This window comes from Variovorax sp. 160MFSha2.1 (genome assembly GCF_048305075.1).
GTDB classification, from domain to species: Bacteria; Pseudomonadota; Gammaproteobacteria; order Burkholderiales; family Burkholderiaceae_C; genus Variovorax; species Variovorax guangxiensis.
In genome coordinates this window covers 2636577-2662041 of the sequence record NZ_CP157624.1, presented here as the reverse complement: position 1 = coordinate 2662041, position 25465 = coordinate 2636577, and the positions used below count along the sequence as shown (strand labels likewise).

The following is a 25465-nucleotide window of genomic DNA, read 5'->3' as shown; positions in this document are numbered from 1 at the left end:
CTTGTCCGGGCGAAGGTCTGGCGCGGGGGCGACAGGCCGGCACCGTGGGTGCCACCTAGAATCGCCCCCGCTGCGCGGTTCGCCGCGCGGCAAGCGTTCTCAGGGCGGGGCGAAATTCCCCACCGGCGGTGATGGCGGCATGTTCCGGAAGGAAAGGCAGCACAAGCCCGCGAGCGCCTGGGGCTCGCAATGAGCTCCAGGGTCAGCAGATTTCGGTGCGATTCCGAAGCCGACGGTCACAGTCCGGATGAAAGAGAGCGCGAAATGCGGGTCGGCCCGCGCGCTGCGCTTTTTCAGGCGAACCGGCGCGCGAGCGGGCTCGCTGTTTCGTGCGCCCTGATTCAGGAAACCTGCTTTCTTCAAGAGGCACACCATGAGTCAGATCAACGACCTTCCCCTTTCCGCCGTCACCGCGTCGGGTTCGCCGCGCGGCACGCGCATCGCATTCGTCGAGGCGCAGTGGCATTCCGACATCGTCCACCAGGCGCGCGACGCCTTCCTCGAGGAGATGGAGCGCCAGGGCGTGGCGCGCGACCTCATCGACATCTTCGACGTGCCGGGCGCCTTCGAGATTCCGCTGCACGCCAAGCGGCTCGCCAACTCGGGCAAGTACGCGGCCATCGTCGGCTGCGCGCTGGTGGTCGACGGCGGCATCTACCGCCACGAGTTCGTGGCGAACACGGTGGTCAGCACGCTGATGTCGCTGCAGCTGGAAACCGACGTGCCGATCTTCTCGGCCGTGCTCACGCCGCACCACTTCCACGAGCACGTGGAGCACCGCAAGTACTTCCACCGCCATTTCGCGGTGAAGGGCACGGAAGTGGCCGAGGCCTGCGTGAAGACGCTCGAAGGGCTGAAGAAGGTGGACGCGCTTCTGGCCGCCTGACCTACGTGACATCGGGGGCGGGCCTGCGTAACCTGCGCGGATGAACGCTCCATCCACCTCCGCCCGCGAAGACCGCTACACCCTCTACGGCGCCCCCGGCTCGGGCGCCACGCCCGTGCACGCCGCGCTCACGCTGATCGGCGCGCAGGTCGAGACCGTCGACATCGCCCCGTGGGAGGGCGATGCCGAGCGCGAGCGGGTCGCCGGCGTCAACCCGATGCGGCAGGTGCCGGCGCTCGTGCTGCCTTCGGGCGAGGTGATGACCGAGAGCGCGGCCATCCTGCTCTGGCTGGGCGACCGCTATCCCGAGGCCCAACTCTGCCCCGCGCCCGACGACCCGCTGCGTGCGCGGTACCTGCGCTGGATGGTCTACCTGCCGGCCGCCATCTATTCGATGTTCTGGGTGCGCGACGAGCCTTCGCGCCTCGTGCCCGACCCGGCGGCTCAGCCGGCGATGCTCGAACGCACCGCCGAGCGCATCGCGCATTGCTGGCAGTTGATGGATTCGCAGATCGACGAGCCCGCGCCCTACCTGCTGGGCGAGAAGATCAGCATGCTCGACCTGTACGTGACAGTGGTGTCGCGCTGGACGCCGCGCCGCCGGCGCTTCTATCGCGTGGCGCCGCGCATGGCGCAGGTGGTGCGCCGTGTCGACGCCGATCCGCGCCTGGCGGAATTCTGGGAGGCGCGGTTTCCGTTCTCGATGGACGCGCAGGAAAGCTGAGCGGCGCCTGTTTCCTATCATCGGCACCATGACCGCACGCACCCCCGCCACCGCCTACCCGATGACGATCTACCACAAGCCCAACTGCAGCACGTCGCGCAACGTGCTGCAGTTGATCCGCGAAAGCGGCGTGGAGCCCGAGATCGTTCTCTATCTTGAAACGCCGCCCTCGAAGAAGAAGCTGCGCGAACTCTCCAAGGCCATGGGCATGGGCGCGCGCGACCTGCTGCGCGCCAAGGAGGCTCCCTACGAGGAGCTGAACCTCGCCGATCCGAAATGGACCGACGACCAGATCTTCGACTTCATCGTGGAACACCCGATCCTGCTGCAGCGGCCCATCGTGGTGTCGCCGCGCGGCACGCTGATGTGCCGGCCGTGGGAGCGGGTGCGCGGGATCCTGCCGGCCTGAGGCTCAGTCTGCGCGTTGCGCGAGGCCCCAGGCGACGTGCTCGCGCACCAGTTCGCTCGGGTGTTCCGCCCGCGTCGCCAGCGCTTCCTTCGCACCACCCTCGCCCGAACGCACCGCGTTGCCCAGCGCCACCGCGATGTTGCGCAGCCAGCGCTCGTGCCCTATGCGGCGGATCGGGCTGCCTTCGGTGCGGCGCAAAAAGTCCTGTTCGGTCCACGCGAAGAGATCGGCCAGCGTGCGGCCGGTGAGCTCTTCGCGCGCGTCGAAGTCGGGCAGCGTGCTCTTCTTCGCGAACTTGTTCCAGGGGCAGATCAACTGGCAGTCGTCGCAGCCGTAGATGCGATTGGCCATCAGCGGACGCAGTTCGACCGGAATGGAACCGCCGTGCTCGATGGTGAGGTACGAGATGCAGCGGCGCGCATCGAGCCGCTTCGGCGCCACGATGGCCTGCGTCGGGCACACGTCGATGCAGGCGCTGCAGCTGCCGCAGTGCGCGGTGACGGGCTCGCTCGGCGGCAGTTCCATGTCGACGTAGATCTCGCCCAGGAAGAACATCGAGCCCGCATCGCGGTCGAGCACCAGCGTGTGCTTGCCGCGCCAGCCCTGGCCGCTGCGCGAGGCCAGCTCTGCCTCGAGCACGGGGGCCGAGTCGGTGAAGGCGCGATGGCCGAAGGGGCCGACCTCCTCGGCGATGCGCTCGGCCAGCTTCGCGAGACGGTTGCGCAGCACCTTGTGATAGTCGCGGCCCCGGGCGTAGACGGACACGATGGCCTCGCCGGGCCGCTTCAGCCGGTCGAACTCGATGGCCTGCCACTCGGGCTCGGTGGTGCGCGGCAGGTAGTCCATGCGCGCGGTGATCACGCTGACCGTGCCCGGCACCAGTTCGGCCGGGCGCGCGCGGCGCGTGCCGTGCGTTTCCATGTATTGCATCTCGCCATGGAACCCATGGGCCAGCCATTGCATCAGACCGGCCTCGGCGCTCGATAAATCGACGCCCGCGATTCCGATTTGGGAGAATCCGAGTTCCCTGGCCAAGGCCTGAATACGAACAACGAGTGGATGGCTGACGATCACTTGCCGATTGTAGAAACGCACAAAAGCACCCGCAGCCTGCGCTGGTGCAGCGAAGCCGACACCGAAGTCTTCGCGAAGGCTCTGGCCTCGTCACCCGCATTGCGCGACGCCTTCATCGAACTGCATGGCGACCTCGGCGCCGGCAAGACCACTTTCGTACGCCACCTCCTGCGCGCCCTGGGCATCACCGGGCGCATCAAGAGCCCCACCTACGCGGTGGTCGAGCCCCACGAGGCGCCCGACGGGCTTCAGATCTTCCATTTCGACTTCTATCGCTTCGCCGATCCGCGCGAATGGGACGACGCCGGCTTCCGCGACATCTTCGCCGGGCCGGGCCTCAAGCTGGCCGAGTGGCCGGACAACGCCGCGGGCCGTACGCCAATTGCCGACCTCGCTATTAAAATAGAAGCAATGACTGACGACACACGCAGCGTGACCCTCCTGGCGAACACCGCTCGCGGCAGCGATCTGCTGGCGCGCATCGCCGCATGAAGGCGGCCGGCCTCAAACGGCGCGTGCTGCTGCAGGGCGGCAGCATTGCGCTGATGCTCGGCGTGCACCAGATCGCGCGCGGAGCCACCATCCTCGCAGTGCGCGTGTGGCCCGCCGCCGACTACACGCGCGTGACCATCGAATCCGACGCACGCCTGAACTCGCAGCAGCTCGTGGTGGGCAGCCCGCCTCGGCTCGCGGTCGACATCGAGGGCATCGACCTCAACCCCGAACTGCGCGAGCTCGTCGGCAAGATCAAGCCCGGCGACCCGTACATCAATGGCCTGCGCGTGGGGCAGAACGCACCGAAGGTGGTGCGCATCGTGTTCGACCTGAAGCAGGCCGTGGTGCCGCAGGTGTTCTCGCTCGCGCCCGTGGCCGCCTACAAGCACCGCCTGGTGCTCGACCTGTACCCCGAGCAGGCGATCGACCCGATGGAAGCGCTGATCGCCGAGCGCCTGCGCGATGCGCCGCGCGCTTCGGGCGGCGGCTCCGCGGTCGCCGTCGCGCCGCCGGCAACCGCGCCTGCACCGGCCGCCGATCCGCTGGGCGACCTGATGGCGCAGCAGTCGATGCGACCCGGCCCGCAATCGCCGCCTCCCGCCGCAACGGCCGGCGGCGAAAGGCCCGTGACGCCACCACCGCCTCCCGTGGTGGCCGCCGCGCCTGCCAGGCCCCCTGCGCCGTCCGCATCGCCCGTGCCGCCCCCACCACCGGTTTCCGCCACGGCCAATCGCACCGACCGCATCATCATCGTGGCGCTCGACCCCGGCCACGGCGGCGAAGACCCCGGCGCCATCGGCCCCAACGGCACGCGCGAGAAAGACATCGTGCTGCAGGTGGCACACCGCCTGCGCCAGCGCATCAACGCGAGCAGCGTGAACGGCAGCCCCATGCGCGCCTTCCTCACGCGCGACGCCGACTTCTTCGTGCCGCTGGGCGTGCGCGTGCAGAAGGCGCGGCGCGTGCAGGCCGACCTGTTCGTGAGCATCCACGCCGACGCATTCACCACGCCCGCCGCGCGCGGCGCCAGCGTGTTCGCGCTGAGCCAGAGCGGCGCCTCCAGCAGCGCCGCACGGTGGCTCGCCAACAAGGAGAACGACGCCGACCGCGTCGGCGGCGTGAACGTGGGCAACCACGAGGCCCAGGTGCAGCGAGCGCTGCTCGACATGAGCACCACCGCGCAGATCAACGACAGCCTCAAGCTCGGCGGCGCAATGCTCGGCGAGATCAAGGGCATCGGCGCGCGGCTGCACAAGGGCCAGGTCGAACAGGCCGGCTTCGCCGTGCTGAAGGCGCCCGACATCCCGAGCGTGCTGGTGGAAACCGCCTTCATCAGCAATCCGGAAGAAGAAGCCAACCTGCGCCGTGTCGACTACCAGGAGAACCTGGCCGACGCACTGATGCGCGGCATCCAGCGCTACTTCGCGCAGAACCCGCCGCTGGCGCGCAGCCGGCAGCTCTGATCGCGCTCCGGCCCCGCCGCTTCCGGCTGTAGGGCCAAAGCATGCACTGCTGTCCCACGCGGTGCGCCCCGCGAGGCCGCACAGGCACGTGCGGCTGGTTCCTACACGGCGCACCGGGGTGCTTTGGACATGATGAACCATCACTCATCGAAAGGTGGACATCATGAACACACGTCTCTGGATCGCTGCAGCCGCAGCCACTTCGGTCATGACCATTGCGGGTTGCGCAAGCGGTCCCAATCAGAACCTCGGGACCGGCGTAGGCGCCGTGGGCGGCGCTCTGGTGGGCAATGCCATCGGCGGCAACACTGCGAGCACCGTGGGCGGCGCGGCCATCGGCGGCCTCATCGGCAACCAGGTCGGCCGCAATGCCGATGAACGCAACTATTACAACCAGCAACGCTATCCGCGCGGCAGCGGCTACTACCCGGGCAACGGGCCGAACTACTGATGCACGGTCTGGACAACGGGCCTGAATGAAAAAAGCGCGCCCCCCGGCGCGCTTTTTCATTGGCTGGCGAAGTCGGATCAGGCCTGCGAGGCCTGGGCCTCGCGCGCCTTCTCGGCCTTGGAGGCGCGCCACGCGCCGTAGATCGCCAGAAGGCCCGGTACGAAGATCAGCGCCCAGATGATCTTGTCCAGATGCTGGCGCACGAAAGGCAGGTTGCCGAAGAAGTAGCCGGCGGTGGCGATGCCCAGCACCCAGATCAGCCCGCCCACCACGTTGAACATCGTGAACTTCGCGCGGTTCATCTCGGCCACGCCGGCCACGAAGGGCGCGAAGGTGCGGATGAAGGGCATGAAGCGCGCGAGGATGATGGTGATGCCACCGTAGCGCTCGTAGAAGGCATGGGCCTGGTCGAAAGCCTTGCGGTTGAAGAAGCGCGAGTTCTCCCACTGGAACACCTTCGGCCCGAAGTAGCGCCCGATGGAGTAGTTGCACTGGTCGCCCAGGATCGCGGCCGCGATCAGGATGCCGCACGCCAGCGGATAGTTCATGAGCCCCGCGCCGCACAGCGCGCCGACGATGAAGAGCAGCGAGTCGCCCGGCAGGAACGGCATCACCACCGCGCCGGTTTCCACGAAGACGATGAGGAACAGCAAGGCATAGACCCAGGGGCCGTAGGCGATGACGAAGGCCTCGAGGTGCTTGTCGACGTGAAGGATGAAGTCGACGAGAAAGCTGATGATTTCCATGGGCGCGGATTATCCTTGCTCGACCTCGACGCACTCGCGAATCACCCCATGCTGCACATACGCGCCGCCACGGATGCGGACTGGCCCGCCATCTGGTCCGTCCTGGAACCCACCTTCCGCCGCGCGGACACCTACACGTATGCGCCCGACGTGACCGAGGAACAGGCACGCCACTCGTGGATGAAGGTGCCCACGGCGATCTTCGTCGCCTGCAACGACCAGGGTGCGGTGCTCGGCACCTACGTCCTGCGACCCAACCAGCCGGGCCAGGGCTCGCACGTAAGCAATTGCGGTTACGTCGTGTCCGACGCGGCGCGCGGCATGGGTGTCGCATCGGCCCTGTGCGCACACTCGCAGCAGGAGGCCCTGCGCATGGGTTTTCGCGCGATGCAGTTCAACTTCGTCGTGTCCACCAACGAAGGCGCGGTGCGCCTGTGGCGCAAGATGGGCTTCGAGATCGTCGGCACGCTGCCGGGCGCGTTCAGGCATCCGCGGCACGGCTTCGTGGATGCCTACGTGATGTTCAAGCAGCTGCAGCAGCCCTGAGCGGACGCCTCTGAACCCGCGCTTTTAGAATGCCCCGGTGAGCGCCCTCCCCACCACCATCTCCCCCCCACAACGCCGCCCGATCCGCGAGCTTCCCGACGAGTTGATCAGCCAGATCGCCGCCGGTGAAGTCGTCGAGCGTCCGGCCTCGGTGGTGCGCGAGTTGCTGGACAACGCGCTGGACGCAGGTGCCGGCCAGATCACGGTGCGGCTGGCCTCCGGTGGCGTGCGGCTGATCTCCGTGGAAGACGATGGCCTGGGCATCCCCCGCGAGGAACTCACGGTGGCGCTGCGCCGCCACGCGACCAGCAAGATCGCCAGCCTCGACGACCTCGAGACGGTCGGCACGATGGGCTTTCGCGGCGAGGCGCTGGCCGCCATCAATGCGATTGCCGAGCTCAGCATTCTTTCGCGCTTCGCCGGCTCCGATTCCGCCTTCGCGCTCGACGGGCGCACCGGCGAGCTGCGGCCCGTGGCGCGCTCAGCCGGCACCACGGTCGAGGTGCGCGAGCTGTTCTTCGCGACCCCCGCGCGCCGCAAATTCCTGAAGACGGACGCCACCGAGCTGGCCCATTGCATCGAGGCGGTGCGCCGCCATGCGCTGGCGCGGCCCGAGGTGGGCTTCTCGATCTGGCACGACGGCAAGCTGGTCGAGCAGTGGCGCGCAGCCGCCACGCGCGAGCAGCGGCTGGCCGATGCGCTGAGCGACGAGTTCGTGTCGCAGAGCGTGGCCGTCGCGCGCGAAGGCGGCGCGGTGCGCGTGGTCGGCCGCGCGGGCATTCCCGACGCGGCGCGTTCGCGCGGCGATCATCAGTTCTTCTACGTCAACGGACGCTTCGTGCGCGACAAGGTGCTGTCGCACGCGGTGCGCAGCGCCTATGAAGACGTGCTGCACGGCCAGCGCCAGCCGGTGTATGCGCTGTACCTCGAAATCGATCCGTCGCGCGTCGACGTGAACGTGCATCCGACCAAGATCGAAGTGCGCTTTCGCGACGGGCGCGAGGTGCACCAGGCCGTACGCCATGCCGTCGAGGACGCGCTGGCGGCTCCGCGCGCCAATGACGCGACAGCGCCGGCAGGCGCGCCGCAGCCCTTCTTCAAGCAGGCGCCGCTGCCGCCGAATGCCAGCTGGGCCCAGCCGGCCATGGATTTCACGCCGCGCGAACGCGGCACCGGCGATTTCGAGGCGATGTGGCCCCAGCGCAGCGAGCAGCCGCGGCAGGTTGCACTGCATGCGGCGGAACCTTCCGCGCCGCCACCCTGGCCCGCTGCCAGCGCGGCGCCGGCAAGCTTCCAGGCTCCGAGCGGACTTCCCCTTGCGCCGAGCCCTGGCACGCAGTCCATCGCCAACAACGACGAGGCCTGGCCGCTGGGCCGCGCGCTGGCCCAGCTGCAGGGGGTGTACATCCTGGCCGAGAACAGCCAGGGCCTGGTGATCGTCGACATGCACGCGGCACACGAGCGCATCGTCTACGAGCGGCTCAAGACGCAGCTCGACGGCGCTGCCATCAGCAGCCAGCCGCTGCTGATTCCGGCGACCTTCGCGGCCACGCCGCAGGAAGTGGCCACGGCCGAGGCCTGCGCCGAGGTGCTGCCGACGCTGGGGCTGGAGATCACGCCCTTTTCGGCGCGCACGCTCGCGGTGCGCGCCGTGCCCGGAACGCTGGCCGACGGCGATCCGGTGGAACTCGCACGCAGCGTGCTGGCCGAACTGGGCCAGCACGACGCCAGCACGGTGGTGCAGCGCGCCCAGAACGAACTGCTCTCCACCATGGCCTGCCACGGCGCGGTGCGGGCCAACCGCAAGCTCACCATCGACGAGATGAACGCGCTGCTGCGCCAGATGGAGGCCACCGAGCGTTCGGACCAGTGCAACCACGGCCGGCCGACCTGGCGCCAGCTTTCGGTGCGCGAGCTGGATTCGCTCTTCATGCGTGGCCGATAAGCAGCGAAACTCCGCTCGATCCGCGGTTTTCGGACATTTTTAAGCCTTTTTTCTAGGGTTTTCCGCAGTCGGCGAAATCCCAGGCACATCCGTTGCATGTGCTCGGTAAAGTGCCGGCGAGCACTGTTTCAGGGAGTTACCTTGCTGCTGTGTCGGCGCATCAAGGTGAAAGCAGGTGAACTTTCGAGCCGACTCCGCTGTCCCTCAAACCCATGATGAAACGCTGGACCCTCCTCGCGTCTGTCCTCTCGCTGTGTGCACTGCTTGCCGCCGGTTGCTCGACGCTCGACGAGCAGCAACGCGAATGGATCTTCCAGCCCAGCGACCGCAGCTGGGGCAACACCGCCTCCATGGCCCAGGGCATGGAGGACGTGTGGATCGACTTCCAGTCTTCCCTCACCGGCGAGCCCGCGCGCCTGCACGGCCTGTGGCTGGGCGGCGCGCCCGAGACCACCGCCACTCCTGTCCTGCTGTACCTGCACGGAGCCCGTTACAACGTGGCCGGCTCGGCACCACGCATCCAGCGCATGCATGAGCTGGGTTTCTCTGTGCTGGCCATCGACTATCGCGGCTTCGGGAAGAGCTCCAAGGGCCTGCCCTCGGAAGAATCGGCCCGCGAGGACGCCCGCGCCGCCTGGACCTGGCTGGCCGCGCGCCACCCCAGGCAGCACCGTTACATCTTCGGCCACTCGCTCGGCGGCGCCATCGGCATCGATCTCGCCGCGCACGTGAAAGACGAGAGCGGCACCATCGTCGAGAGCACCTTCACCTCCATCGCCGACGTGGTCAGCGGCTTCAAGTGGGGCTGGCTGCCCTTCGGCCCGTTCATTACGCAGCGTTTCGAGGCGATCAACGCGGTCAAGGACATCGGCTCGCCGCTGCTCGTGGTGCACGGCACGGCCGACAGCCTCATCAACCCGACGCTGGGCCGCAAGCTGTACGACGCGGCCACCGGGCCCAAGATGTTCGTGCTGGTCGAGGGCGGCTCGCACCACAACACCAATTCCATCGGCGAGGCGCAGTACCGCGCGGCGCTGACCCAGCTGTTCCGCATGAAGCCGGAGAACATGGTCGCCAGCAACGCTGCCGTGCGGCCGACACCGCGCCTCGCGCCGCCGGCTGCCTCGGCCCCGCTCACGCCGCAGGACGTGAGCGGCAAGGTGGAGCCGCCAGTGCCCGCCGCCATCTGAGGGCGGCCACCTCCCCGCCTCCACCCAAGGCCCGGCACGCTGCCGGGCCCGCGCCATTTGCTACGCTCGGCGCACCATGTCTCCCAGTTCCGACGCGGCCGCGAAGACCGCCACCCGCGCATCGCCCGATGCCGCGCCCTCCCCGACTCCACCGCGCTACATCGCGCTCGCAGGTCCCACCGCCTCGGGCAAGACGGCCGCCGCGCTGGCGCTCGCGCGCCTGCTGCCGGTGGAGATCGTCTCGGTCGATTCGGCGCTGGTCTACCGCGGCATGGACATCGGCACCGCCAAGCCCACGCCCGCCGAGCAGGCCGCCGTGCCGCACCACCTGATCGACATCCTCGATCCGCGCGAGAGCTACAGCGCCGCCGCCTTCGTGGCCGACGCCACGCGGCTCATCGGCGAGATCCGCGCGCGCGGCGCGCTGCCGCTGCTGGTGGGCGGCACCATGCTCTATTTCAAGGCGCTGTTCGACGGCATCGACGCCATGCCCGCGGCCGATGCCGCGGTGCGCGCGCGCATCGACGCCGACGCGGCCGCGCTCGGCTGGCCCGCCATGCACGCGCGGCTCGCGCAGGTCGATCCGGTCACGGCCGCACGGCTCGCACCGCAGGACAGCCAGCGCATCCAGCGCGCGCTCGAAGTCTGGGAAAGCAGCGGCCAGCCGCTGTCGAGCTTCCATGCGAGCGACAACAAGGCAGCCGGCGCTGTCGAAGGCGGCGCGCTGTTCTCGCTGGAGCCCGCCGACCGCTCGTGGCTGCACGGCCGCATCGCCGAGCGCTTCGACGCCATGCTCGCCGCAGGCTTCCTCGACGAGGTGCGTGCCCTGCGCGCACGCGGCGATCTTTCGACCGACCTGCCCTCGATGCGCTGCGTCGGCTACCGGCAGGCCTGGGAAACGCTCGATGCGGCCGGCAGCGCGGCGCCCGACGCCAGGGCCATGGCCGATCTGCGAGAGCGCGGCATCGCCGCCACGCGTCAGCTCGCCAAGCGGCAGGTCACCTGGCTGCGCAGCATGCCGCAGCGCACCGTGATCGCCTGCGACGCTCCCGACGCGGTGCAGGCCGCCGTTCAACTCATGGCCAAGGCCGTCGCTCCCAGATGACGCTGCGTATTTCCAACCTCGGCAAGCACTACGGTGATGCGCCTGTCTTCGAGAACGTGACGCTCACCGTGGAGCCCGGCGAGTTCGTCGCCATCGTGGGTGAATCGGGCGTGGGCAAGTCGACACTGCTCAACTGCATGGCCGGCCTCGACAGCTGGGACCAGGGCACGGTGACGCACGACGGCGTCGACATCGGCGCGCTCGACGGCGAAGCCTGCGCGCTCTGGCGGCGGCGGCATGTCGGCTTCGTGTTCCAGGCCTTCCACGTGCTGCCGCACCTGGACGTGACGCAGAACGTGGCGCTGCCGCTGATGCTGCTGGGGCAGCAGAAGGACAGCGAAGGCCGCATCGCGCACATGCTCGAGGCGGTGGGCCTGCCCGGCATGGGTACGCGGCTGCCGCAGACGCTGTCGGGCGGCCAGCTGCAGCGCGTGGCCATCGCACGCGCGCTGGTACACCGCCCCACCCTGCTGCTGGCCGACGAGCCCACGGGCAACCTCGACCCCACCACCGCCGCGAAGGTGATGGAGCTGCTGATCGGCCAGACCCGGGAGCACGGTGCCTCGCTGGTGCTGGTGACGCACTCGGAAAGCGCGGCCGCGCAGGCCGATCGCCTGCTGCACCTCACGGCCAGCGGAATCCGGGCCTGAACGAGGCCGAGAGTTACTGCGGTGCGATCAGCGCCGCGAAGCGCGACAGGTCGACGTTGCCACCGCTGATCAGCACGCCCACGCGCTGGCCCGCAATCGCCTTGCCCGCCGCGATCGCGCCCGCGAAGGCGAGGCAGCCGGTGGGCTCCACCACCATCTTCATGCGCTCGGCGAAGAAGCGCATCGCGTCGACGAGCTGCTCGTCGGTGACGGTGAAGATGTCGTCCACGTCGCGGCGAATGATGCCGAAGGTGTACTCGCCCAGGTGCTGCGTCTGCGCGCCGTCGGCGATGGTCTTCGGGGTTTCGATGTGCACGATCTTCCCGGCGCGGAACGACTGCTGGCCGTCGTTGCCCGCCTCGGGCTCCACGCCGTAGACCTTGCAGTCCGGCGACAGCGCGCGCGCCGACAGCGCCGAGCCCGAGAGCAGCCCGCCGCCGCCGAGGCACACGAACAGATGGTCGAGCGGACCGGTTTCCTCGATCAGTTCCTTCACCGCCGTGCCCTGGCCGGTGAGCACGTCGGGGTGGTCATAGGGCGGGATCATCGTCATGCCGCGCTCCTGCGCCAGCTTCTTCGTCAGCGCCTCGCGGTCCTCGGTGAAGCGGTCGTACATCACAACCTCGGCGCCGTAGCCCTTGGTGGCGGCGACCTTGGCGGCCGGCGCGTCCTTGGGCATCACGATCACGGCCGGCATTTGCAGCAGGCGCGCCGACAGCGCGATGGCCTGCGCGTGGTTGCCCGACGAGAAGGCAATCACGCCGCCCTTGCGCTGCGAGGCGTCGAACTTCGACAGCGCGTTGAACGCGCCGCGGAACTTGAAGGCGCCCATGCGCTGGAAGTTCTCGCACTTGAAGAAGAACTCGGCCCCCCAGCGCTCGTTGGCGGTGGTGGAGCGCAGCACCGGCGTGCGGTGGGCATGGCCTTCGAGCCGCGCGGCTGCGGCGATGACGTCGTCGTAGGTGGGTAGTTGCATGGGGTCGAGCTTAGCGGCGGCTTCCGCTCTTTTGCAGCCCCAATGGGTAAAAACCCGCTAGCTGCGGCAGCGCTGAACTTCGTACTCTGTATACAGAGTTCAAAGAACCCGGCGCAAGGAGACAACCGTGCCCGCCCAGCTCGTCAGCATCGAGGTCGCGCCCGACCTCGTCGACCAAGTCTACCGCGCCCTGCTCGGCGCCATCAGCAGCGGCACGCTCGCACCCGGCGAGCGCATCACGCAGGAAGACATCGCGCAGCGCCTCTCGGTGTCGCGCCAGCCGGTGCTGCAGGCGCTGCGGCTGCTGAAGAAGGACGGCTTCGTGCTCGACGCGCCCGGCCGTGGCGTGCTGGTGGCCCCGCTCGAAGCGGAGGCGATGCGCAAGGTCTACCAGGTGCGCGGTGCGCTCGATGCCCTGGCCGCGCGGCTGGCGGCGCGGCAGCGCTTTCGCATCGACCCGAAGCTCATCGAGCGCGGCCGGCGCGCCGCGCGCGGGCGCAACGTGGAGGCCATGATCGACGCCGACGTGGCCTTCCACCAGGCCATCTACGAGGCATCGGGCAATCCGCTGATCGCGCAGAGCGCCGATCCGCATTGGCGCCACCTGCGCCGCGCGATGGGCGCGGTGCTGCAGGCCGAGCCGCAGCGCGAGACGCTGTGGGACGAGCACGAAGCCATTGCCGACGCCATCGCGGCAGGCAACGCGGACCGCGCCGCGCGCCTGAGCGAGGAACACGTCTCGCGGGCCAGCGAAGCACTGAGCGAACGGCTGCTGGCGCATGCCGCATCCCCGCACACCGCCATCACCCCCAAGCAAAAAGGAGACAAGGCATGAAGCTCAACCCCGAGCAGCGCGCGCAGTTCGAGCGCGACGGCTATCTGTTCTTCCCCGGCCACTTCTCGGCCGAAGAAACCAAGGTGCTGACCGACGCGGTGCCCGATCTCTATGCGAAGCGCGAGGCCTTCAACGTGCGCGAGAAAGGCTCCGACGCCGTGCGCACGAACTTCGCCGCGCACCTCGTGAGCGAGCCCTTCGCGCGGCTCGCGCGCCACCCGCGCATGGTTGAGCCGGTGACCGATCTCTTCGGCGAAGACGTGTACATGCACCAGTTCAAGATCAACGGAAAGATGGCCTTCGAAGGCGACGTGTGGCAGTGGCACCAGGACTACGGTACCTGGCTCAACGACGACCTGATGCCCACCGAGCGCGCGATGAACGTCGCAATCTTTCTGGACGACGTGAACGAGCACAACGGCCCGCTGATGTTCATCCCGGGCAGCCACCGCAAGGGCGTGGTCGATGCGAAGCACGACCTCACCACCACCAGCTATCCGCTGTGGACCGTCGACAACGACCTGATCCGCCAGCTGGTGGACCGCGCCGGCGGCAAGCAGGGCGGCATCGTCTCGCCCAAGGGGCCGGCCGGGTCGATGATCCTGTTCCACAGCTGCCTGGTGCATGCCTCGGGCAGCAACCTCTCGCCCTTCAACCGAGTGGCCGTGTACCTGAGCCTGTGCGCCGTCAGCAACCACATCCGCCGCCACAAGCGGCCCGAATACATCGCCCATCGCGACTTCACGCCCATCGAGCTGCTGCCCGACGACTGCCTGCTGAAGCCCTACCCCGTGGATGTGCCGTGGAAGAACGGCCTGCCCGAGAGCGCGCTGCGCACCTCGCCCGACGTGCTCGACACCGTGGAGGCCTGACGACATGAGCCTCCATGCCCGCCTGCAGCAGCGCGCCGCCGAAGGCCGCCCCATCCGCATCGGCCTGATCGGCGCCGGCAAGTTCGGCTCGATGTACCTCGCGCAGATTCCGCGCACGCCCGGCGTGCAGCTGGTGGCCATCGCAGACCTCTCGCCCGACGCGGCCCGCGTCAACCTCGAGCGCGTGGGCTGGGAGCCCGGCCGCGCCGCAGCCGCATCGGTGCAGGAGGCGCTGAAGCAAGGCACCACCTGGATCACCGACGACTGGCAGGCCGTGACGCGCGAGCCCTCCATCGACATCGTGGTCGAGTGCACCGGCAACCCCATCGCGGCGGTGGACCACTGCCTGGATGCCTTCGCGCACGGCAAGCACGTGGTGAACGTGACGGTCGAGGCCGATGCCTTCTGCGGCCCGCTGCTCGCGCGCAGGGCGCAACAGGCCGGCGTGGTCTATTCGCTGGCCTTCGGCGACCAGCCCGCGCTGATCTGCGACCTGGTGGACTGGGCGCGCACCTGCGGCTTTCCGGTGGTGGCGGCCGGGCGCGGCCACAAGTGGCTGCCGCGCTTCACCGAATCGACGCCCGAGACGGTGTGGGGCAACTACGGCCTCACGCCCGAGCAGGCGAAACGCGGCGGGCTCAATCCGAAGATGTTCAACAGCTTCCTCGACGGCTCCAAGCCTTCCATCGAAAGCTCGGCGGTGGCCAACGCCACCGGCCTCGCGGTGCCATCGGACGGCCTGCTCTACCCGCCCGCGAGCGTGGAAGACATTCCCTTCGTCACCCGGCCCAGGAGCGAAGGCGGCGTGCTGGAGCGCAAGGGCATGGTCGAGGTGGTCTCTTCGCTGGAAGCCGACGGACGGAAGATCCCGTACGACATCCGCATGGGCGTGTGGGTCACGGTCGAGGCCGAGACCGAGTACATCAAGAACTGCTTCGAGGAATACAACGCCCACACCGACCCGAGCGGGCGCTACTTCACGCTCTACAAGCGCTGGCACCTGATCGGGCTCGAAGTGGGCATGTCGGTGGCCAGCGTGGCGCTGCGCGGCGAGGCCACCGGCGTGGCCACCTGCTGGAACGCCGACGTGGTCGCCACCGCCAAGCGCGACCTGGCCGCCGGCGAGATGCTCGACGGCGAAGGCGGCTATACCGTCTGGGGCAAGCTGCTGCCGGCCGGGCGCTCGCTGCGCCTGGGCGGCCTGCCGCTCGGGCTGGCGCACAACATCAGGCTGGTGCGCCCGGTGAAGAAGGGCCAGAGCCTGAGCTGGGCCGACGTGGCTATCGACACCAATACCGCGGCCTACAAGCTGCGTAACGAGATGGAAGCCCTGTTCGCGCCCGCGGCGCAGGCAGAGGCCGCCTGAAGGAGGCGGGCCGAGAACTTTTCGCTTCGGTGCAGCCACCGTTGCACCGGGCGGCTTCCACGTAAAAAATGTTCTGCTCGACACGAGGCCCGTGTCGAAATGACCGCCGGCGGGCCGTCATTGTGGTGAGCGATCCTGCTCAGCAAGCTTTTCCACGACGGAGAGACACCATGCAGTACATGTTGATGTTCTATCAGCCCGCGGCCGAATTCGAGCAACGCGAGGACGCATCCGCGCAGGCCTACCGCGCCAGCTGGGTCGCATATGCCGACGCCGTGCGCCAGTCGGGCATCTCGCTCGGCGGCCACGGCCTCTTCCCGCCCATGACCGGCACCACGCTGCGCGTGCGCGGCGACAGGCGCCAGGTGCAGGACGGCCCCTTCGCCGACACCAAGGAGCAGCTCGGCGGCTACTTCGTGATCGACGTTCCCGACCTCGACGCCGCGCTCGAATGGGCCGCGCGTGCGCCTTGCGCGACCAGCGGCGGGGTGGAGGTGCGGCCCGTCTTCGTGGCCACGGCCCTGGCTGCTGCATGAGCGACCCGGCGGCTCACTGGGCCGCCGAGCGGGCGGCGCGCGAGTCGTACGGCCGGCTGCTGGCCATCCTCTCCGCGCGCACCCACGACATCGCCGCATCGGAGGACGCGCTCGCCGACGCCTTCGCCCGCGCGCTCGAACGCTGGCCCGCCGACGGCATTCCGGCCGAGCCCGACGCCTGGCTGCTGAGCGTGGCGCGCCACCGCAAGCTCGACGCCTGGCGCCACAGCCGCGTGCAGGACCAGGCCACGCAGACCCTGCTGCTGCTCGCGGGTGAAGTCGACGACGCCGCCGACGGCGCCGGCGCCATTCCCGACGAGCGGCTGCGCCTGCTCTTCGTGTGCGCGCACCCGGCCGTCGATGCCCCGGCACGTGCGCCGCTCATGCTGCAGACCGTGCTCGGCCTCGACGCGGCGCGCATGGCCGGCGCCTTCCTCACCGCGCCTTCGACCCTCGGGCAGCGGCTGGTGCGCGCCAAGGCCCGCATCCGGGCAGCCGGCATTCCCTTCGAATACCCGCAGGCGCGCGACCTGCCGCAGCGGCTGCAGGACGTGCTCGATGGCATCTACGCCGCCTACGGCACCGGCTGGGACGACATCGACGGCGCCGACGCCCTGCCGCGCGGCCTCACCACCGAGGCCATCGACCTGTGCCGCATCCTCTGCGGCCTGATGCCCACCGAACCCGAGCCGCTGGGCCTGCTGGCGCTGATGCTCTTCTGCGAGGCCCGCATGCCTGCGCGCCGCAGCGACACCGGCGCCTACGTGCCGCTCGACCAGCAGGACCCGTTGCGCTGGAACCCCGACCTGCTCGCCGAGGCCGAGCTCTGCCTGCGCCGCGCGTCCGAAATGAAGTCGCTCGGCGCCTACCAGCTCGAAGCCGCGATCCAGTCGGCCCACTGCGAACGCCGCGTCGGCGCACCGGTGCCGCCCGAGGCGCTGGTGTCGCTGTACGAGGGACTGCTGGCGCTGCGGACCAGCATCGGCGCGCAGGTCAGCCTCGCCTGCGCGCTCGCGAACGCGCGCGGCCCGGAGATCGGCCTGCGGGCACTGGAAGCCATTCCCGCGCAGGACGTGGCGAACTACCAGCCGTACTGGGCTGCACGAGCGCATCTGCTCGCGGCCGGTGGTGCGCGCTCCGCCGCCCGGCAGGCGTTCGACCGGGCCATCGGGCTGAGTTCCAACGCGGCCGTGCGTGCGTACCTGCACGCGATGTCGGATCGGCTCTGAGCCGTCGCCCAGCTACTTCGTCGCGTTGAAGGTGCGCGGAAACAGCGCCGCCTGCGAGCGGTCGCGCAGCCGGTAGCTCATGGCCGGCCGCCCCAGGCTGCCGGTGACCATGCCGGCCTCTTCCATGAATCCGCCGTCGAGCATGCGCTTGCGGAAGGCGCTCTTGTCGACCGCCCTGCCCAGCACGACCTCGTAGGTGTGCTGCAGCGCCGGCAGCGTGAACGGCTCCTCCAGCAGGAAGGCCGGCAGCGAGGTGTATTCGACCTTGCCGCGCAGCCGCGCCACGGCCGCATCGAGCAGCTCGCCATGGTCGAAGGCCAGCCGCTTGCGCGAGGCGGCATCGACCTCGAACCACGCCACCTCGGTCGCGTTCGCGCCGCTGCGCAGCTGCATCGCCTGCGCGGGGATCAGCGCGTAGAAGCAGTGCGTGGCCGACCAGCCCCGCGGATCGCGCTGCGCGCCGCCCCAGCTGCCCAACTGCTCCAGGTAGGGCGTGACCACGCCCGTCTTCTCGCGCAGCTTGCGCAGCGCGCAGTCGAGCAGCGTGGCGTCTTCGTCGATGTTCACGAAGCCGCCGGGCAAGGCCCACTTGCCCGGGAAGGGCTCGTCGGTGTCGGCGGGCCGCTTCACCAGCAGCACCTGGAGGGCGTCGCCGAGTACGGTGAACATCACGATGTCGACGGTGACCAGCGGGCGCGGGAAGGTCAGTGGCGGAAACTCTGAAGAAGGCGAATTCACGGATTGCTTGACTCCCGGATATTTAGTTGTACTATACAACCTATATTTAGTTGTACTGAACAACTAAAAATGCTGTCACACGCAACAACAACGAAGAACAAGAAATGAATCGCCACCAACGTATGCTCATGGCGCAAGAGACGCTGGCCATCCTCGAGCAAAAGCACTACACAACGACCGAAGGTCTTTCCGTCGACTTGGCTGCGCTCATCGATGAATGTCTGCGCACAACCCGCCATATCGCCCCATCCGAAACAGCTGCCCTGCTCCAGCAAGCCTCTGCGCAGCCCCGGCAAACTCGCCTCGCATCCATCGAGGTCAGCAATGAAACAACGCTGGCCGGCATCTCGCGCGCATTGCGCGAGAACGATGGCCGCGTGGCGGCGTTGAACTTCGCGTCCGCACGGAATCCTGGCGGCGGCTTCCTCGGAGGCAGCCTCGCCCAGGAGGAATCGCTGGCGAGCAGTTCGGCGCTCTATTCGTCGCTGCTGCAGGCACCGGAGTTCTACGAGCGGCACCGCGCGGAGACGTCGTGCCTGTACTCGGACGCTTTGATCCTGTCGCCCGACTGCCCTGTTTTTCGCGCGGATGACGGCCGATTGCTGCGGCAGCCGGAGCTGGTGACCTTCATCACCTGCGCCGCGCCAAATGCGGGGGCCGTTGCGAAGAACCAGCCCGACGATGTCGAGCAGATCGAGAGCGCGCTTCGCAGGCGAGCCGAGTTCGTCCTGGCTGGCGCCGCTCTTCAACGCTGCCCTACCCTGATCCTGGGCGCTTGGGGCTGTGGCGTCTTTCGAAACGATCCGGCCATGGTGGCGCGGGCATTCCGCGACCTTCTCCATGGCAATGCAATGTGGGCTGCGCGATTCGAACGCATCATCTTCTCGGTGCTCGACACATCTGCCCAGCAAGAGGTCTACAAGACATTCAAGAAAGTGCTCGCCCCATGAACGCGCCACTTCCAACGGAATCGCACGTTGCCCAACGCGCCCGCTGGCCTCGAAGCGGCCAGCACATCCTCGCCCACCACGACGCGAACTCGGTCATCGTCTACCAGGCCTACCGCCCCGCCATCGGCGAATACGCCATCAGGCACGGCCGGCTCGACGGTCCGGACTTCAGCCTTTCGCGGATGAGCTGGATCAAGCCGAACTTCCTCTGGATGATGTATCGCAGCGGGTGGGGTACGAAGGAAGGCCAGGAAGTCGTTCTGGGCCTGCGGCTGCGCCGCGCGTTCTTCGAGCGCGTGGTCCGTGAGGCGGTGCCTTCGACTTTCGGTGCAGCCGGCTACCCGAGCCGCGAGGCTTGGCAGGAAGCCGTGGGGGGCTCCGAGGTGCGCCTGCAATGGGACCCGGATCATTCGCCGAAGGGTGGCAAGCTCGAACGCCGCGCGATCCAGCTGGGACTGCGCGGCCGCACGCTGGCTGCTTTCGCGCACGAGGAACTGCTAGAGGTCATCGACATGCGCGCCTTCGTGGCCGCGCAGCGCCCACTGGCGCAGGACGATAGCCCCGAGCTGCAATTGCCGGTGGAGCATGTGCTCGAAATCGGCTTAGAAAAGGAAAATTCCAAATGACGACGACAACAACAACGAACACCACCACCGTCACACCCCGCAGCACCCGCGAGCTGCCCGCCTACTTCGCGCAGGGCCATCGCCCAGAGTTCCTTCTCTTCTGGGGCCATCAGGCGCCGAAGACCGGCGTGAACAAGAGCTGCTTCAGCCAATGGTTCGAAGCCGCGTTCACCGTCGACGGCGTCCGGTACCGCACGGCCGAGCATTTCATGATGGCCGGCAAGGCGCGCCTGTTCGGCGATGAAGAAATCTGTGATCGCATCCTCGCCGCGCGCACGCCCGGCGAGGCCAAGAAGCTGGGCCGCGAGATACGCGGCTTCGACGAGGCCGCATGGGTGGCCGCCCGGCTGGACATCGTGACGCAGGGCAACATCGCCAAGTTCTCGCAGAACGCGGAGCTCGGCGCCTTCCTGCTCGGCACGGGCCACCATGTGCTGGTGGAGGCCAGCCCTGTCGATCCGATCTGGGGCATCGGACGTGCCGCCAACGATCCGCTCGCGCAGGACCCGCGCGAATGGAAGGGGCTCAACCTGCTGGGCTTCGCGCTCATGGCCGCGCGCGAGGCGCTGAGGCAGCGGCCATGAACGTGATCGAGCGCTATCGGGGTTGCCTGCTCGGTCTGGCCTGTGGCGACGCGGTGGGCACCACGGTCGAGTTCCGCACGCGCGGGAGCTTCGCGCCGGTGACGGGCATGCACGGCGGCGGGCCCTTCGGGCTCGCCGCGGGCGAGTGGACCGACGACACCTCGATGGCCCTGTGCCTCGCCGCGAGCCTGATCCACTGCAAGGGCTTCGACGCAATCGACCAGATGAACCGCTACTGCAACTGGCGCAACGTGGGCTACATGAGCAGCACCGGCAGCTGCTTCGACATCGGCCTGACGGTGTCGGGCGCCCTCACCCGCTACCTGGCCTCGGGCGATCCCTTTGCCGGCGACCCCGATCCGCGCACTGCCGGCAACGGCGCGCTGATGCGGCTCGCGCCGGTGCCGATGTTCTACGCGGCAAGCGCCGAGGCCACCTGGAAGCAGGCCGGCGAAAGCACGCGCACCACGCACGGCGCGCTGGAGGCCATCGAATGCTCTCGGCTCTTCGCATTGCAGTTGCGTGCGGCGCTGCTTGGCGCAGACAAGGCAGCCGTCCTCTCGACCGAACCGCTGGCGCCTTTGAGCGAGAAAGTCGCGGCGCTGGCAAGTAACGACCATGCCTCGAAGACCGTCGGGCAGATCAAGGGATCGGGCTACTGCGTCGAATCGCTCGAAGCGGCGCTCTGGTGTTTCGCGAACACCGGCTCCTTCGAGGAAGCCGTGCTCGCTGCCGCCAACCTGGGCGACGATGCCGACACCACGGCCGCCATCTGCGGCCAGCTGGCAGGCGCCTACTACGGCGTCGAAGGCATTCCGCGGGACTGGCTCGACAAGCTCGTGATGCGCGCGGAAATCGAAGAGATGGCCGGGCAGCTCCTCGCACTGGCAGGCTGACGAAGCCCGGCGACTACTCAGGCTGCACGGCCGCGTCCCCCACCCGCCGCGCATCGAGCTGGCTGCCGCCCTGCGCCAGCGACACTCCCACCACCGCATTCGCCGCATCGCGCCTGAACATGACCTGCGCGCCGATGGCAGTCACAGCAAAGCGGTCGTTGCCCGTGGGCGTGAGCGCGCTGTAGCCGCGGCCCGTCTCGCGCACCAGCAGCCTGCCGCTGCGCACGGTGAAGCTCAGCGACTTGTTCCTGGTCACGCGGTATTCGCCGCGGTACTCGTCCAGCCGCTTCGCATCGATCGGCACTTCGGCGGTCGGCACCGGATAGCGGCTCTTGCCGATGGCCAGCATCACCGATTGCATCGGCGCGCGCGCGTTGCTGCTGAGCACGATCATCGCCTCGCCGGTGTCGGGCGCGAGCAGCCACAGCGTGCGGTAGCCCTCTGTGACGCCCGCGTGATAGTAGGTGCGCCGGCCGCTTTCGGGCCCGCGCACCATCACGGCATAGCCGATCTCGGCGCCCTCGTAGCGTGCCAGCGGCGTGAGCATGCGCGCGGCGGCCGGGCCCAGCGGGCCGGCGGCGCCCGCGAGGATGGCGCGGCTGAAGGTCATCATGTCGGCGGCGGTGGAGCGCAGCGCGCTGGCCGGCGCGTAGGCCTGCATGTCGAACAGCGGCTGGCGGCGGTCGCCCGCGAAGGCCGGGGCCATGCGCGAGGCCTTGTCGCCCAGCGTGATGACGGTGTCGTTCATGCCCAGCGGCTCGGTGATGCGCGCGCGCACCAGCTCGCCCCACGACGTGTCGTAGCGCTCGGCGAGCAGCTGCCCGAGCAGCGCCATGCCGAAATTGCTGTACGCGCCCTCGCAGGGCGGCGCCGAGGCAGTGAGCCTGATGCGCGCGAGCGCGGCCCAGAACATGGGCTTGTCGTAGGAGTGGAACTGCTCGACGAGCGGCGCGCCGCCGGTCACGCCGTCGGCCATCACGGGCATGCAGCCGGTGTGCGTGACGAGCTGGCGCAGCGTGACCGAGGCCACCGCGGGCGAAAGGCCGTCGACCTTGCCGGCAAGCAGCCTGCCGACCGTGTCGTCCAGCTTCAGGTCGCCGCGCTGCACCGCCTGCGCGAGCAGCAGGCCGGTGAACACCTTGGTGACAGATCCGATCTCGAACATCGGCTGCTCTGCGCTGCCCGATGCGATGGCACGTGGCTGCGACGGCGGCTCGGGGTTGTAGGCGGCGCCGTAGGCCACCTGCCCGTCGTGCAGCGTGCCCACCACCATCGTGCCCCGCTCGGTGCCGAGGGCTGCTTTCGCAAGAACGGCCGGATCGCTTGCCAGCGTCAGGGGCTGTTGTTGCTGTTGCGGCGGCTGCAGTTGCGCCAGGGCATTGCCGGCCAGCAGAGGGACGAAAAGCCAGGCCGCAAGCCAGGAGCGGTACAGCAAGGCATGGGGCATGAGCCGCATCGTCGGATTCCTCAGGCGTTCGAAGAGCCGCAATCCTGCCACGTCCGGAGTCCCCCTCGCGCGCCGCGACGACAATCGGCCGATGCGCGCATTGCTCGGCACCTTCTCCTGGCAGGAACTCCGCCACCACCCCTGGCGCAACGCGGCGGCCGTGCTGGCCGTGATGCTCGGCGTCGCGCTGGCCTTCTCGGTACAGCTGATCAACGCCTCGGCGCTCGACGAGTTCTCGAGCGCGGTGCGCTCGGTCAACGGCGAGCCCGACCTGGAGGTGCGCGCCGTGCAGGGCGGCTTCGACGAGGCCGTGTTCGCGCAACTCGCCCGCCATCCGCAGGTGGCGCTGGCGAGTCCGGTGGTCGAGGTGCAGGGCCTGGCGCTTGCCGGCGGGCAGCAAGTGCCGATCCGCGTGATCGGCATCGACGCGCTGGCGCTGCCGACCATCGCACCCGCGCTGATGCCGCAGGCCGCGGCGGGTGCCGACCGCTTCGCCCTCTTTGCGCCGGGCCATGTGTTCCTCAACCTCGCGGCTCGCGATGCGCTGGGGCTGCCCGCGCAGGCGCCGGCCGACGGCAGGGCCGAGAAAGTGCAGCTGCGCAGCGGCGACGCCTGGCACAGCCTCTCGGTGGCCGGCCACGTGGCCGCGGGCGGCAAGGCGCTCGCGGTGATGGACATCGCGGCGGCACAGGAGCTCTTCGGCCGCATCGGCGAGCTCAGCCGCATCGACCTGCGCCTCGCGCCCGGTACAGACCGGGCCGCGTTCATGGCCTCGCTGCAGCGCGCACCCGGCTGGCCCGCAGGCGTGCAGTTCGCCGAGCCCGGCGACGCGGCGCAGCGCGTGAGCAACCTGTCGCGCGCCTACCGCGTGAACCTCACGGTGCTGGCGCTGGTGGCGCTCTTCACGGGCGCCTTCCTGGTGTTCTCGGTGCTGGCGCTGAGCGTGGCCAAGCGCGCGCAGCAGTTCGCGCTGCTGGGCGTGCTCGGACTCACGCCGCGCGAGCGGCTGCGTCTGGTGCTGGCCGAATCGCTGGTGCTGGGCCTGATCGGAAGCCTGGCCGGCCTCGCGCTGGGCACGGCGCTGGCGGCCTTCGCGCTGCGCGTGCTGGGCGGCGACCTGGGCGGCGGCTACTTCGAGGGCGTGGCGCCCACGCTGCACTGGAGCGCGGGCGCCGCCCTGCTCTACGGCGGGCTCGGCGTGCTGGCCGCGCTGGTCGGCGGCTGGTGGCCCGCGCGCGCGGCGCAGTCGCTGCCAGAGGCGCAGACGCTCAAGGGCCTGGGCGCCGCGCCCACGCAAGGCAAAAGCCACTGGCTGGCGCTGGGCCTGGTCGCGCTGGGCGCCGTGCTGGCCAACCTGCCGGCCATCGGCGGCATTCCGGTGGCGGCGTATCTCTCGGTCGCCTGCCTTCTGGTGGGTGGCATCACCGCCCTGCCCTGGCTGATCGCGCTGCTGTACGACCGCGTGGCGCCGCTGTTCTCGCAACGCGTGTTGCCGATGCTGGCGGTGGAGCGAGCCCGGCGCATGCGCGGCACGGCGGCCGTGGCGGTCAGCGGCGTGGTCGCGAGCCTGAGCCTTGCGGTCGCGCTCACGGTGATGGTCGCGAGCTTCCGCGACTCGGTTACGCACTGGCTCGACGTGGTGCTGCCTGCCGACCTGTACGTGCGCGCCACCTCGGGCGGACGCGGCGGCAACAGCGGCGGCGGAAGCAGCACCGACACCGCCACCTTCGCGCCGGCCTTCGTCCAGTCGCTGGCGCAGTTGCCCGGCGTGGCGCGCACCGGCACGCTGCGCACGCAACCGCTGCAGCTGGATGCGGCGCGGCCGGCGGTGACGCTGATCGCGCGCAGCCTCGAAGGCGGAGCCGCGCAGTCTCTGCCGCTGGTGGGCAGCGCACTGCCGGTGCCCGAAGGGCAGATCGGCATCTACGTGAGCGAGCCGATGGTGGAGCTCTACGGCGCGAAGCCGGGCACGGTGTTCGCGCCGCTGTCGGCCGCCATGGGCAAGGCTGGGGCCTCGTTCTTCGTGGCCGGCGTGTGGCGCGACTACGCGCGGCAGTTCGGCGCCATCGCCATGGATGCGCGCGACTTCGAGCGCCTCACCGGCGAGCGCAAAGTGAGCGACGTGGCGCTGTGGCTCGCACCCGGCGCATCGGAGGGCGCCGTGCAGTCGGCGGTGCGGGAACTGGCGGCGCGGCAAGGTGGCACAGGCGATTCATCCGCGGGCTCGGTGGAGATCGCCTCGGTGGGGCAGATCCGCGCAACCTCGCTGCGCATCTTCGACCGCAGCTTCGCGGTCACCTACTGGCTGCAGGCGGTGGCCATCGCCATCGGCCTGTTCGGCATCGCGGCCAGCTTCAGCGCGCAGGTGCTGGCGCGGCGCAAGGAGTTCGGCCTGCTCGCGCACCTGGGCTTCACGCGGCGGCAGGTGCTGGCGGTGGTCGCCGGCGAAGGCGCCGCGTGGACGGCCATCGGCGCCGTCGCCGGGCTCGGCCTGGGGCTGGCCGTGTCGGTGGTGCTGGTGAAGGTGGTGAACCCGCAGAGCTTCCACTGGAGCATGGACCTGCTGGTGCCGTGGGAGCGGCTGCTGGCGCTGTGCGCTGCGGTGGTGGCGGCGGGCACCGTGACGGCCTGGATGGCGGGCCGCGCGGCCGCAGGCAAGGACGTGGTGCTGGCGGTCAAGGAAGACTGGTAGGCCGACGACCGTATTCGTGCAAAGCCGATTCTTG

At 69.2% G+C, this 25465-nt stretch carries 26 protein-coding genes and 1 riboswitch; of the genes, 21 read left to right on the top strand and 5 right to left on the bottom strand.

Translation table 11 applies throughout. From position 1 onward, the window contains the following. The first annotated feature begins 91 nt into the window (after positions 1 to 91). Positions 92 to 263: riboswitch (FMN riboswitch) on the top strand. A 110-nt stretch (positions 264 to 373) separates the two neighbouring features. The 3 genes from ABL838_RS11850 to arsC are packed head-to-tail and all read left to right on the top strand — an operon-like array spanning position 374 to position 2019. Beyond that, on the top strand, positions 374 to 886 hold the full coding sequence (locus ABL838_RS11850; protein ID WP_369658612.1) for a 6,7-dimethyl-8-ribityllumazine synthase: 513 nt from the start codon (positions 374 to 376) through the stop codon (positions 884 to 886). A 40-nt stretch (positions 887 to 926) separates the two neighbouring features. Beyond that, positions 927 to 1610 (top strand): glutathione S-transferase family protein, encoded by a 684-nt coding sequence (locus tag ABL838_RS11845; protein WP_418125436.1) that lies wholly within the window; start codon positions 927 to 929, stop codon positions 1608 to 1610. A 28-nt stretch (positions 1611 to 1638) separates the two neighbouring features. Continuing rightward, positions 1639 to 2019 carry an arsenate reductase (glutaredoxin) gene (gene arsC, locus ABL838_RS11840; protein WP_418125435.1) on the top strand — a complete coding sequence of 127 codons (381 nt, stop codon included), beginning with the start codon at positions 1639 to 1641 and terminating at the stop codon, positions 2017 to 2019. A gap of 3 nt (positions 2020 to 2022) precedes the next feature. On the opposite strand, the gene queG is transcribed toward arsC, so the two are convergent. Beyond that, on the bottom strand, positions 2023 to 3093 hold the full coding sequence (gene queG, locus ABL838_RS11835; protein ID WP_418125434.1) for a tRNA epoxyqueuosine(34) reductase QueG: 1071 nt from the start codon (positions 3091 to 3093) through the stop codon (positions 2023 to 2025). Here queG and tsaE point away from each other — a divergent pair. From tsaE to ABL838_RS11820, 3 genes are all read left to right on the top strand, one after another. Beyond that, complete coding sequence (gene tsaE / locus ABL838_RS11830; RefSeq protein ID WP_184636604.1) at positions 3079 to 3585, top strand: tRNA (adenosine(37)-N6)-threonylcarbamoyltransferase complex ATPase subunit type 1 TsaE; 507 nt, start codon at positions 3079 to 3081, stop codon at positions 3583 to 3585. The genes queG and tsaE overlap by 15 nt on opposite strands. Next, positions 3582 to 5051: an N-acetylmuramoyl-L-alanine amidase gene (locus tag ABL838_RS11825; protein ID WP_418125433.1), complete on the top strand. Its 1470-nt coding sequence runs from the start codon at positions 3582 to 3584 to the stop codon at positions 5049 to 5051. The genes tsaE and ABL838_RS11825 overlap by 4 nt, the downstream gene beginning before the upstream one ends. Positions 5052 to 5214: 163 nt before the next feature. Beyond that, positions 5215 to 5502, top strand: coding sequence for a glycine zipper domain-containing protein (locus ABL838_RS11820; RefSeq protein WP_126018379.1), 288 nt, complete (start codon positions 5215 to 5217; stop codon positions 5500 to 5502). Positions 5503 to 5579: 77 nt separating this feature from the next. Here the strand turns inward: ABL838_RS11820 and ABL838_RS11815 are convergent, their stop codons facing one another. Further along, positions 5580 to 6248 carry a DedA family protein gene (locus tag ABL838_RS11815; protein WP_126018377.1) on the bottom strand — a complete coding sequence of 223 codons (669 nt, stop codon included), beginning with the start codon at positions 6246 to 6248 and terminating at the stop codon, positions 5580 to 5582. Between the two features lie 15 nt (positions 6249 to 6263). Between ABL838_RS11815 and ABL838_RS11810 the strand changes: the two genes are divergently transcribed. The 5 genes from ABL838_RS11810 (at position 6264) to ABL838_RS11790 (ending at position 11684) form a co-directional block, all read left to right on the top strand. Next, complete coding sequence (locus ABL838_RS11810) at positions 6264 to 6794, top strand: N-acetyltransferase family protein (protein ID WP_418125432.1); 531 nt, start codon at positions 6264 to 6266, stop codon at positions 6792 to 6794. Positions 6795 to 6831: 37 nt separating this feature from the next. After that, positions 6832 to 8739 carry a DNA mismatch repair endonuclease MutL gene (gene mutL, locus ABL838_RS11805; RefSeq protein ID WP_418125431.1) on the top strand — a complete coding sequence of 636 codons (1908 nt, stop codon included), beginning with the start codon at positions 6832 to 6834 and terminating at the stop codon, positions 8737 to 8739. 215 nt (positions 8740 to 8954) lie between these two features. After that, on the top strand, positions 8955 to 9929 hold the full coding sequence (locus tag ABL838_RS11800; protein WP_260319211.1) for an alpha/beta hydrolase: 975 nt from the start codon (positions 8955 to 8957) through the stop codon (positions 9927 to 9929). A 76-nt stretch (positions 9930 to 10005) separates the two neighbouring features. Then, positions 10006 to 11034 (top strand): tRNA (adenosine(37)-N6)-dimethylallyltransferase MiaA, encoded by a 1029-nt coding sequence (miaA, locus tag ABL838_RS11795; RefSeq protein ID WP_418125430.1) that lies wholly within the window; start codon positions 10006 to 10008, stop codon positions 11032 to 11034. Continuing rightward, positions 11031 to 11684: an ABC transporter ATP-binding protein gene (locus tag ABL838_RS11790; RefSeq protein WP_418125428.1), complete on the top strand. Its 654-nt coding sequence runs from the start codon at positions 11031 to 11033 to the stop codon at positions 11682 to 11684. Before miaA ends, ABL838_RS11790 begins: the two co-directional genes overlap by 4 nt. Before the next feature lie 13 nt (positions 11685 to 11697). On the opposite strand, the gene ABL838_RS11785 is transcribed toward ABL838_RS11790, so the two are convergent. Next, entirely contained in the window at positions 11698 to 12660 is a 963-nt protein-coding gene (locus ABL838_RS11785) for a threo-3-hydroxy-L-aspartate ammonia-lyase (protein WP_418125427.1), read from the bottom strand. A 127-nt stretch (positions 12661 to 12787) separates the two neighbouring features. Between ABL838_RS11785 and ABL838_RS11780 the strand changes: the two genes are divergently transcribed. The 5 genes from ABL838_RS11780 to ABL838_RS11760 all read left to right on the top strand — a co-directional run bounded on the left by ABL838_RS11780 (position 12788) and on the right by ABL838_RS11760 (position 17498). Then, entirely contained in the window at positions 12788 to 13495 is a 708-nt protein-coding gene (locus ABL838_RS11780; protein ID WP_418125426.1) for a GntR family transcriptional regulator, read from the top strand. Further along, positions 13492 to 14367, top strand: a complete 876-nt coding sequence (locus tag ABL838_RS11775; RefSeq protein ID WP_184636588.1) for a phytanoyl-CoA dioxygenase family protein — start codon at positions 13492 to 13494, stop codon at positions 14365 to 14367. The genes ABL838_RS11780 and ABL838_RS11775 overlap by 4 nt, the downstream gene beginning before the upstream one ends. A 4-nt stretch (positions 14368 to 14371) precedes the next feature. Then, entirely contained in the window at positions 14372 to 15733 is a 1362-nt protein-coding gene (locus ABL838_RS11770; RefSeq protein ID WP_418125425.1) for an NAD(P)H-dependent oxidoreductase, read from the top strand. A gap of 170 nt (positions 15734 to 15903) precedes the next feature. Next, positions 15904 to 16269 (top strand): YciI family protein, encoded by a 366-nt coding sequence (locus tag ABL838_RS11765; protein WP_126018360.1) that lies wholly within the window; start codon positions 15904 to 15906, stop codon positions 16267 to 16269. Continuing rightward, positions 16266 to 17498: an RNA polymerase sigma factor gene (locus ABL838_RS11760; RefSeq protein WP_418125424.1), complete on the top strand. Its 1233-nt coding sequence runs from the start codon at positions 16266 to 16268 to the stop codon at positions 17496 to 17498. The genes ABL838_RS11765 and ABL838_RS11760 overlap by 4 nt, the downstream gene beginning before the upstream one ends. A gap of 12 nt (positions 17499 to 17510) precedes the next feature. On the opposite strand, the gene ABL838_RS11755 is transcribed toward ABL838_RS11760, so the two are convergent. Beyond that, on the bottom strand, positions 17511 to 18167 hold the full coding sequence (locus ABL838_RS11755; RefSeq protein WP_240650515.1) for an NUDIX hydrolase: 657 nt from the start codon (positions 18165 to 18167) through the stop codon (positions 17511 to 17513). Between the two features lie 173 nt (positions 18168 to 18340). Here ABL838_RS11755 and ABL838_RS11750 point away from each other — a divergent pair, with 173 nt between their 5' ends. Genes ABL838_RS11750 through ABL838_RS11735 form a run of 4 tightly spaced genes read left to right on the top strand, consistent with a single transcriptional unit; the run spans position 18341 to position 21292 of the window. Next, positions 18341 to 19186 (top strand): TIGR02452 family protein, encoded by an 846-nt coding sequence (locus ABL838_RS11750; RefSeq protein WP_418125423.1) that lies wholly within the window; start codon positions 18341 to 18343, stop codon positions 19184 to 19186. Beyond that, entirely contained in the window at positions 19183 to 19812 is a 630-nt protein-coding gene (locus tag ABL838_RS11745; RefSeq protein ID WP_418125422.1) for a DUF4291 domain-containing protein, read from the top strand. The genes ABL838_RS11750 and ABL838_RS11745 overlap by 4 nt, the downstream gene beginning before the upstream one ends. Beyond that, entirely contained in the window at positions 19809 to 20396 is a 588-nt protein-coding gene (locus ABL838_RS11740; protein ID WP_418125421.1) for an NADAR family protein, read from the top strand. Before ABL838_RS11745 ends, ABL838_RS11740 begins: the two co-directional genes overlap by 4 nt. Continuing rightward, complete coding sequence (locus tag ABL838_RS11735; protein ID WP_418125420.1) at positions 20393 to 21292, top strand: ADP-ribosylglycohydrolase family protein; 900 nt, start codon at positions 20393 to 20395, stop codon at positions 21290 to 21292. Before ABL838_RS11740 ends, ABL838_RS11735 begins: the two co-directional genes overlap by 4 nt. Before the next feature lie 13 nt (positions 21293 to 21305). On the opposite strand, the gene ABL838_RS11730 is transcribed toward ABL838_RS11735, so the two are convergent. Beyond that, complete coding sequence (locus ABL838_RS11730; RefSeq protein ID WP_418125419.1) at positions 21306 to 22748, bottom strand: serine hydrolase domain-containing protein; 1443 nt, start codon at positions 22746 to 22748, stop codon at positions 21306 to 21308. An 82-nt stretch (positions 22749 to 22830) separates the two neighbouring features. Here ABL838_RS11730 and ABL838_RS11725 point away from each other — a divergent pair, with 82 nt between their 5' ends. Continuing rightward, a complete protein-coding gene (locus tag ABL838_RS11725) occupies positions 22831 to 25431 on the top strand; it encodes an FtsX-like permease family protein (RefSeq protein ID WP_418125418.1) in 2601 nt (866 codons plus the stop codon). Positions 25432 to 25465: the final 34 nt, after the last annotated feature.

Coding starts and splice junctions, on each gene's coding strand:
- miaA (WP_418125430.1), top strand. CDS start 10,006: ATGTCTCCCAGTTCCGACGCGGCCGCGAAGACCGCCACCCGCGCATCG.
- ABL838_RS11740 (WP_418125421.1), top strand. CDS start 19,809: ATGACGACGACAACAACAACGAACACCACCACCGTCACACCCCGCAGC.
- ABL838_RS11845 (WP_418125436.1), top strand. CDS start 927: ATGAACGCTCCATCCACCTCCGCCCGCGAAGACCGCTACACCCTCTAC.
- ABL838_RS11785 (WP_418125427.1), bottom strand. CDS start 12,660: ATGCAACTACCCACCTACGACGACGTCATCGCCGCAGCCGCGCGGCTC.
- ABL838_RS11765 (WP_126018360.1), top strand. CDS start 15,904: ATGCAGTACATGTTGATGTTCTATCAGCCCGCGGCCGAATTCGAGCAA.
- ABL838_RS11815 (WP_126018377.1), bottom strand. CDS start 6,248: ATGGAAATCATCAGCTTTCTCGTCGACTTCATCCTTCACGTCGACAAG.
- ABL838_RS11745 (WP_418125422.1), top strand. CDS start 19,183: ATGAACGCGCCACTTCCAACGGAATCGCACGTTGCCCAACGCGCCCGC.
- ABL838_RS11750 (WP_418125423.1), top strand. CDS start 18,341: ATGAATCGCCACCAACGTATGCTCATGGCGCAAGAGACGCTGGCCATC.
- ABL838_RS11825 (WP_418125433.1), top strand. CDS start 3,582: ATGAAGGCGGCCGGCCTCAAACGGCGCGTGCTGCTGCAGGGCGGCAGC.
- tsaE (WP_184636604.1), top strand. CDS start 3,079: ATGGCTGACGATCACTTGCCGATTGTAGAAACGCACAAAAGCACCCGC.
- ABL838_RS11800 (WP_260319211.1), top strand. CDS start 8,955: ATGAAACGCTGGACCCTCCTCGCGTCTGTCCTCTCGCTGTGTGCACTG.
- ABL838_RS11770 (WP_418125425.1), top strand. CDS start 14,372: ATGAGCCTCCATGCCCGCCTGCAGCAGCGCGCCGCCGAAGGCCGCCCC.
- ABL838_RS11790 (WP_418125428.1), top strand. CDS start 11,031: ATGACGCTGCGTATTTCCAACCTCGGCAAGCACTACGGTGATGCGCCT.
- ABL838_RS11850 (WP_369658612.1), top strand. CDS start 374: ATGAGTCAGATCAACGACCTTCCCCTTTCCGCCGTCACCGCGTCGGGT.
- arsC (WP_418125435.1), top strand. CDS start 1,639: ATGACCGCACGCACCCCCGCCACCGCCTACCCGATGACGATCTACCAC.
- ABL838_RS11775 (WP_184636588.1), top strand. CDS start 13,492: ATGAAGCTCAACCCCGAGCAGCGCGCGCAGTTCGAGCGCGACGGCTAT.
- ABL838_RS11820 (WP_126018379.1), top strand. CDS start 5,215: ATGAACACACGTCTCTGGATCGCTGCAGCCGCAGCCACTTCGGTCATG.
- ABL838_RS11730 (WP_418125419.1), bottom strand. CDS start 22,748: ATGCGGCTCATGCCCCATGCCTTGCTGTACCGCTCCTGGCTTGCGGCC.
- ABL838_RS11725 (WP_418125418.1), top strand. CDS start 22,831: ATGCGCGCATTGCTCGGCACCTTCTCCTGGCAGGAACTCCGCCACCAC.
- ABL838_RS11760 (WP_418125424.1), top strand. CDS start 16,266: ATGAGCGACCCGGCGGCTCACTGGGCCGCCGAGCGGGCGGCGCGCGAG.
- ABL838_RS11735 (WP_418125420.1), top strand. CDS start 20,393: ATGAACGTGATCGAGCGCTATCGGGGTTGCCTGCTCGGTCTGGCCTGT.
- ABL838_RS11755 (WP_240650515.1), bottom strand. CDS start 18,167: ATGTTCACCGTACTCGGCGACGCCCTCCAGGTGCTGCTGGTGAAGCGG.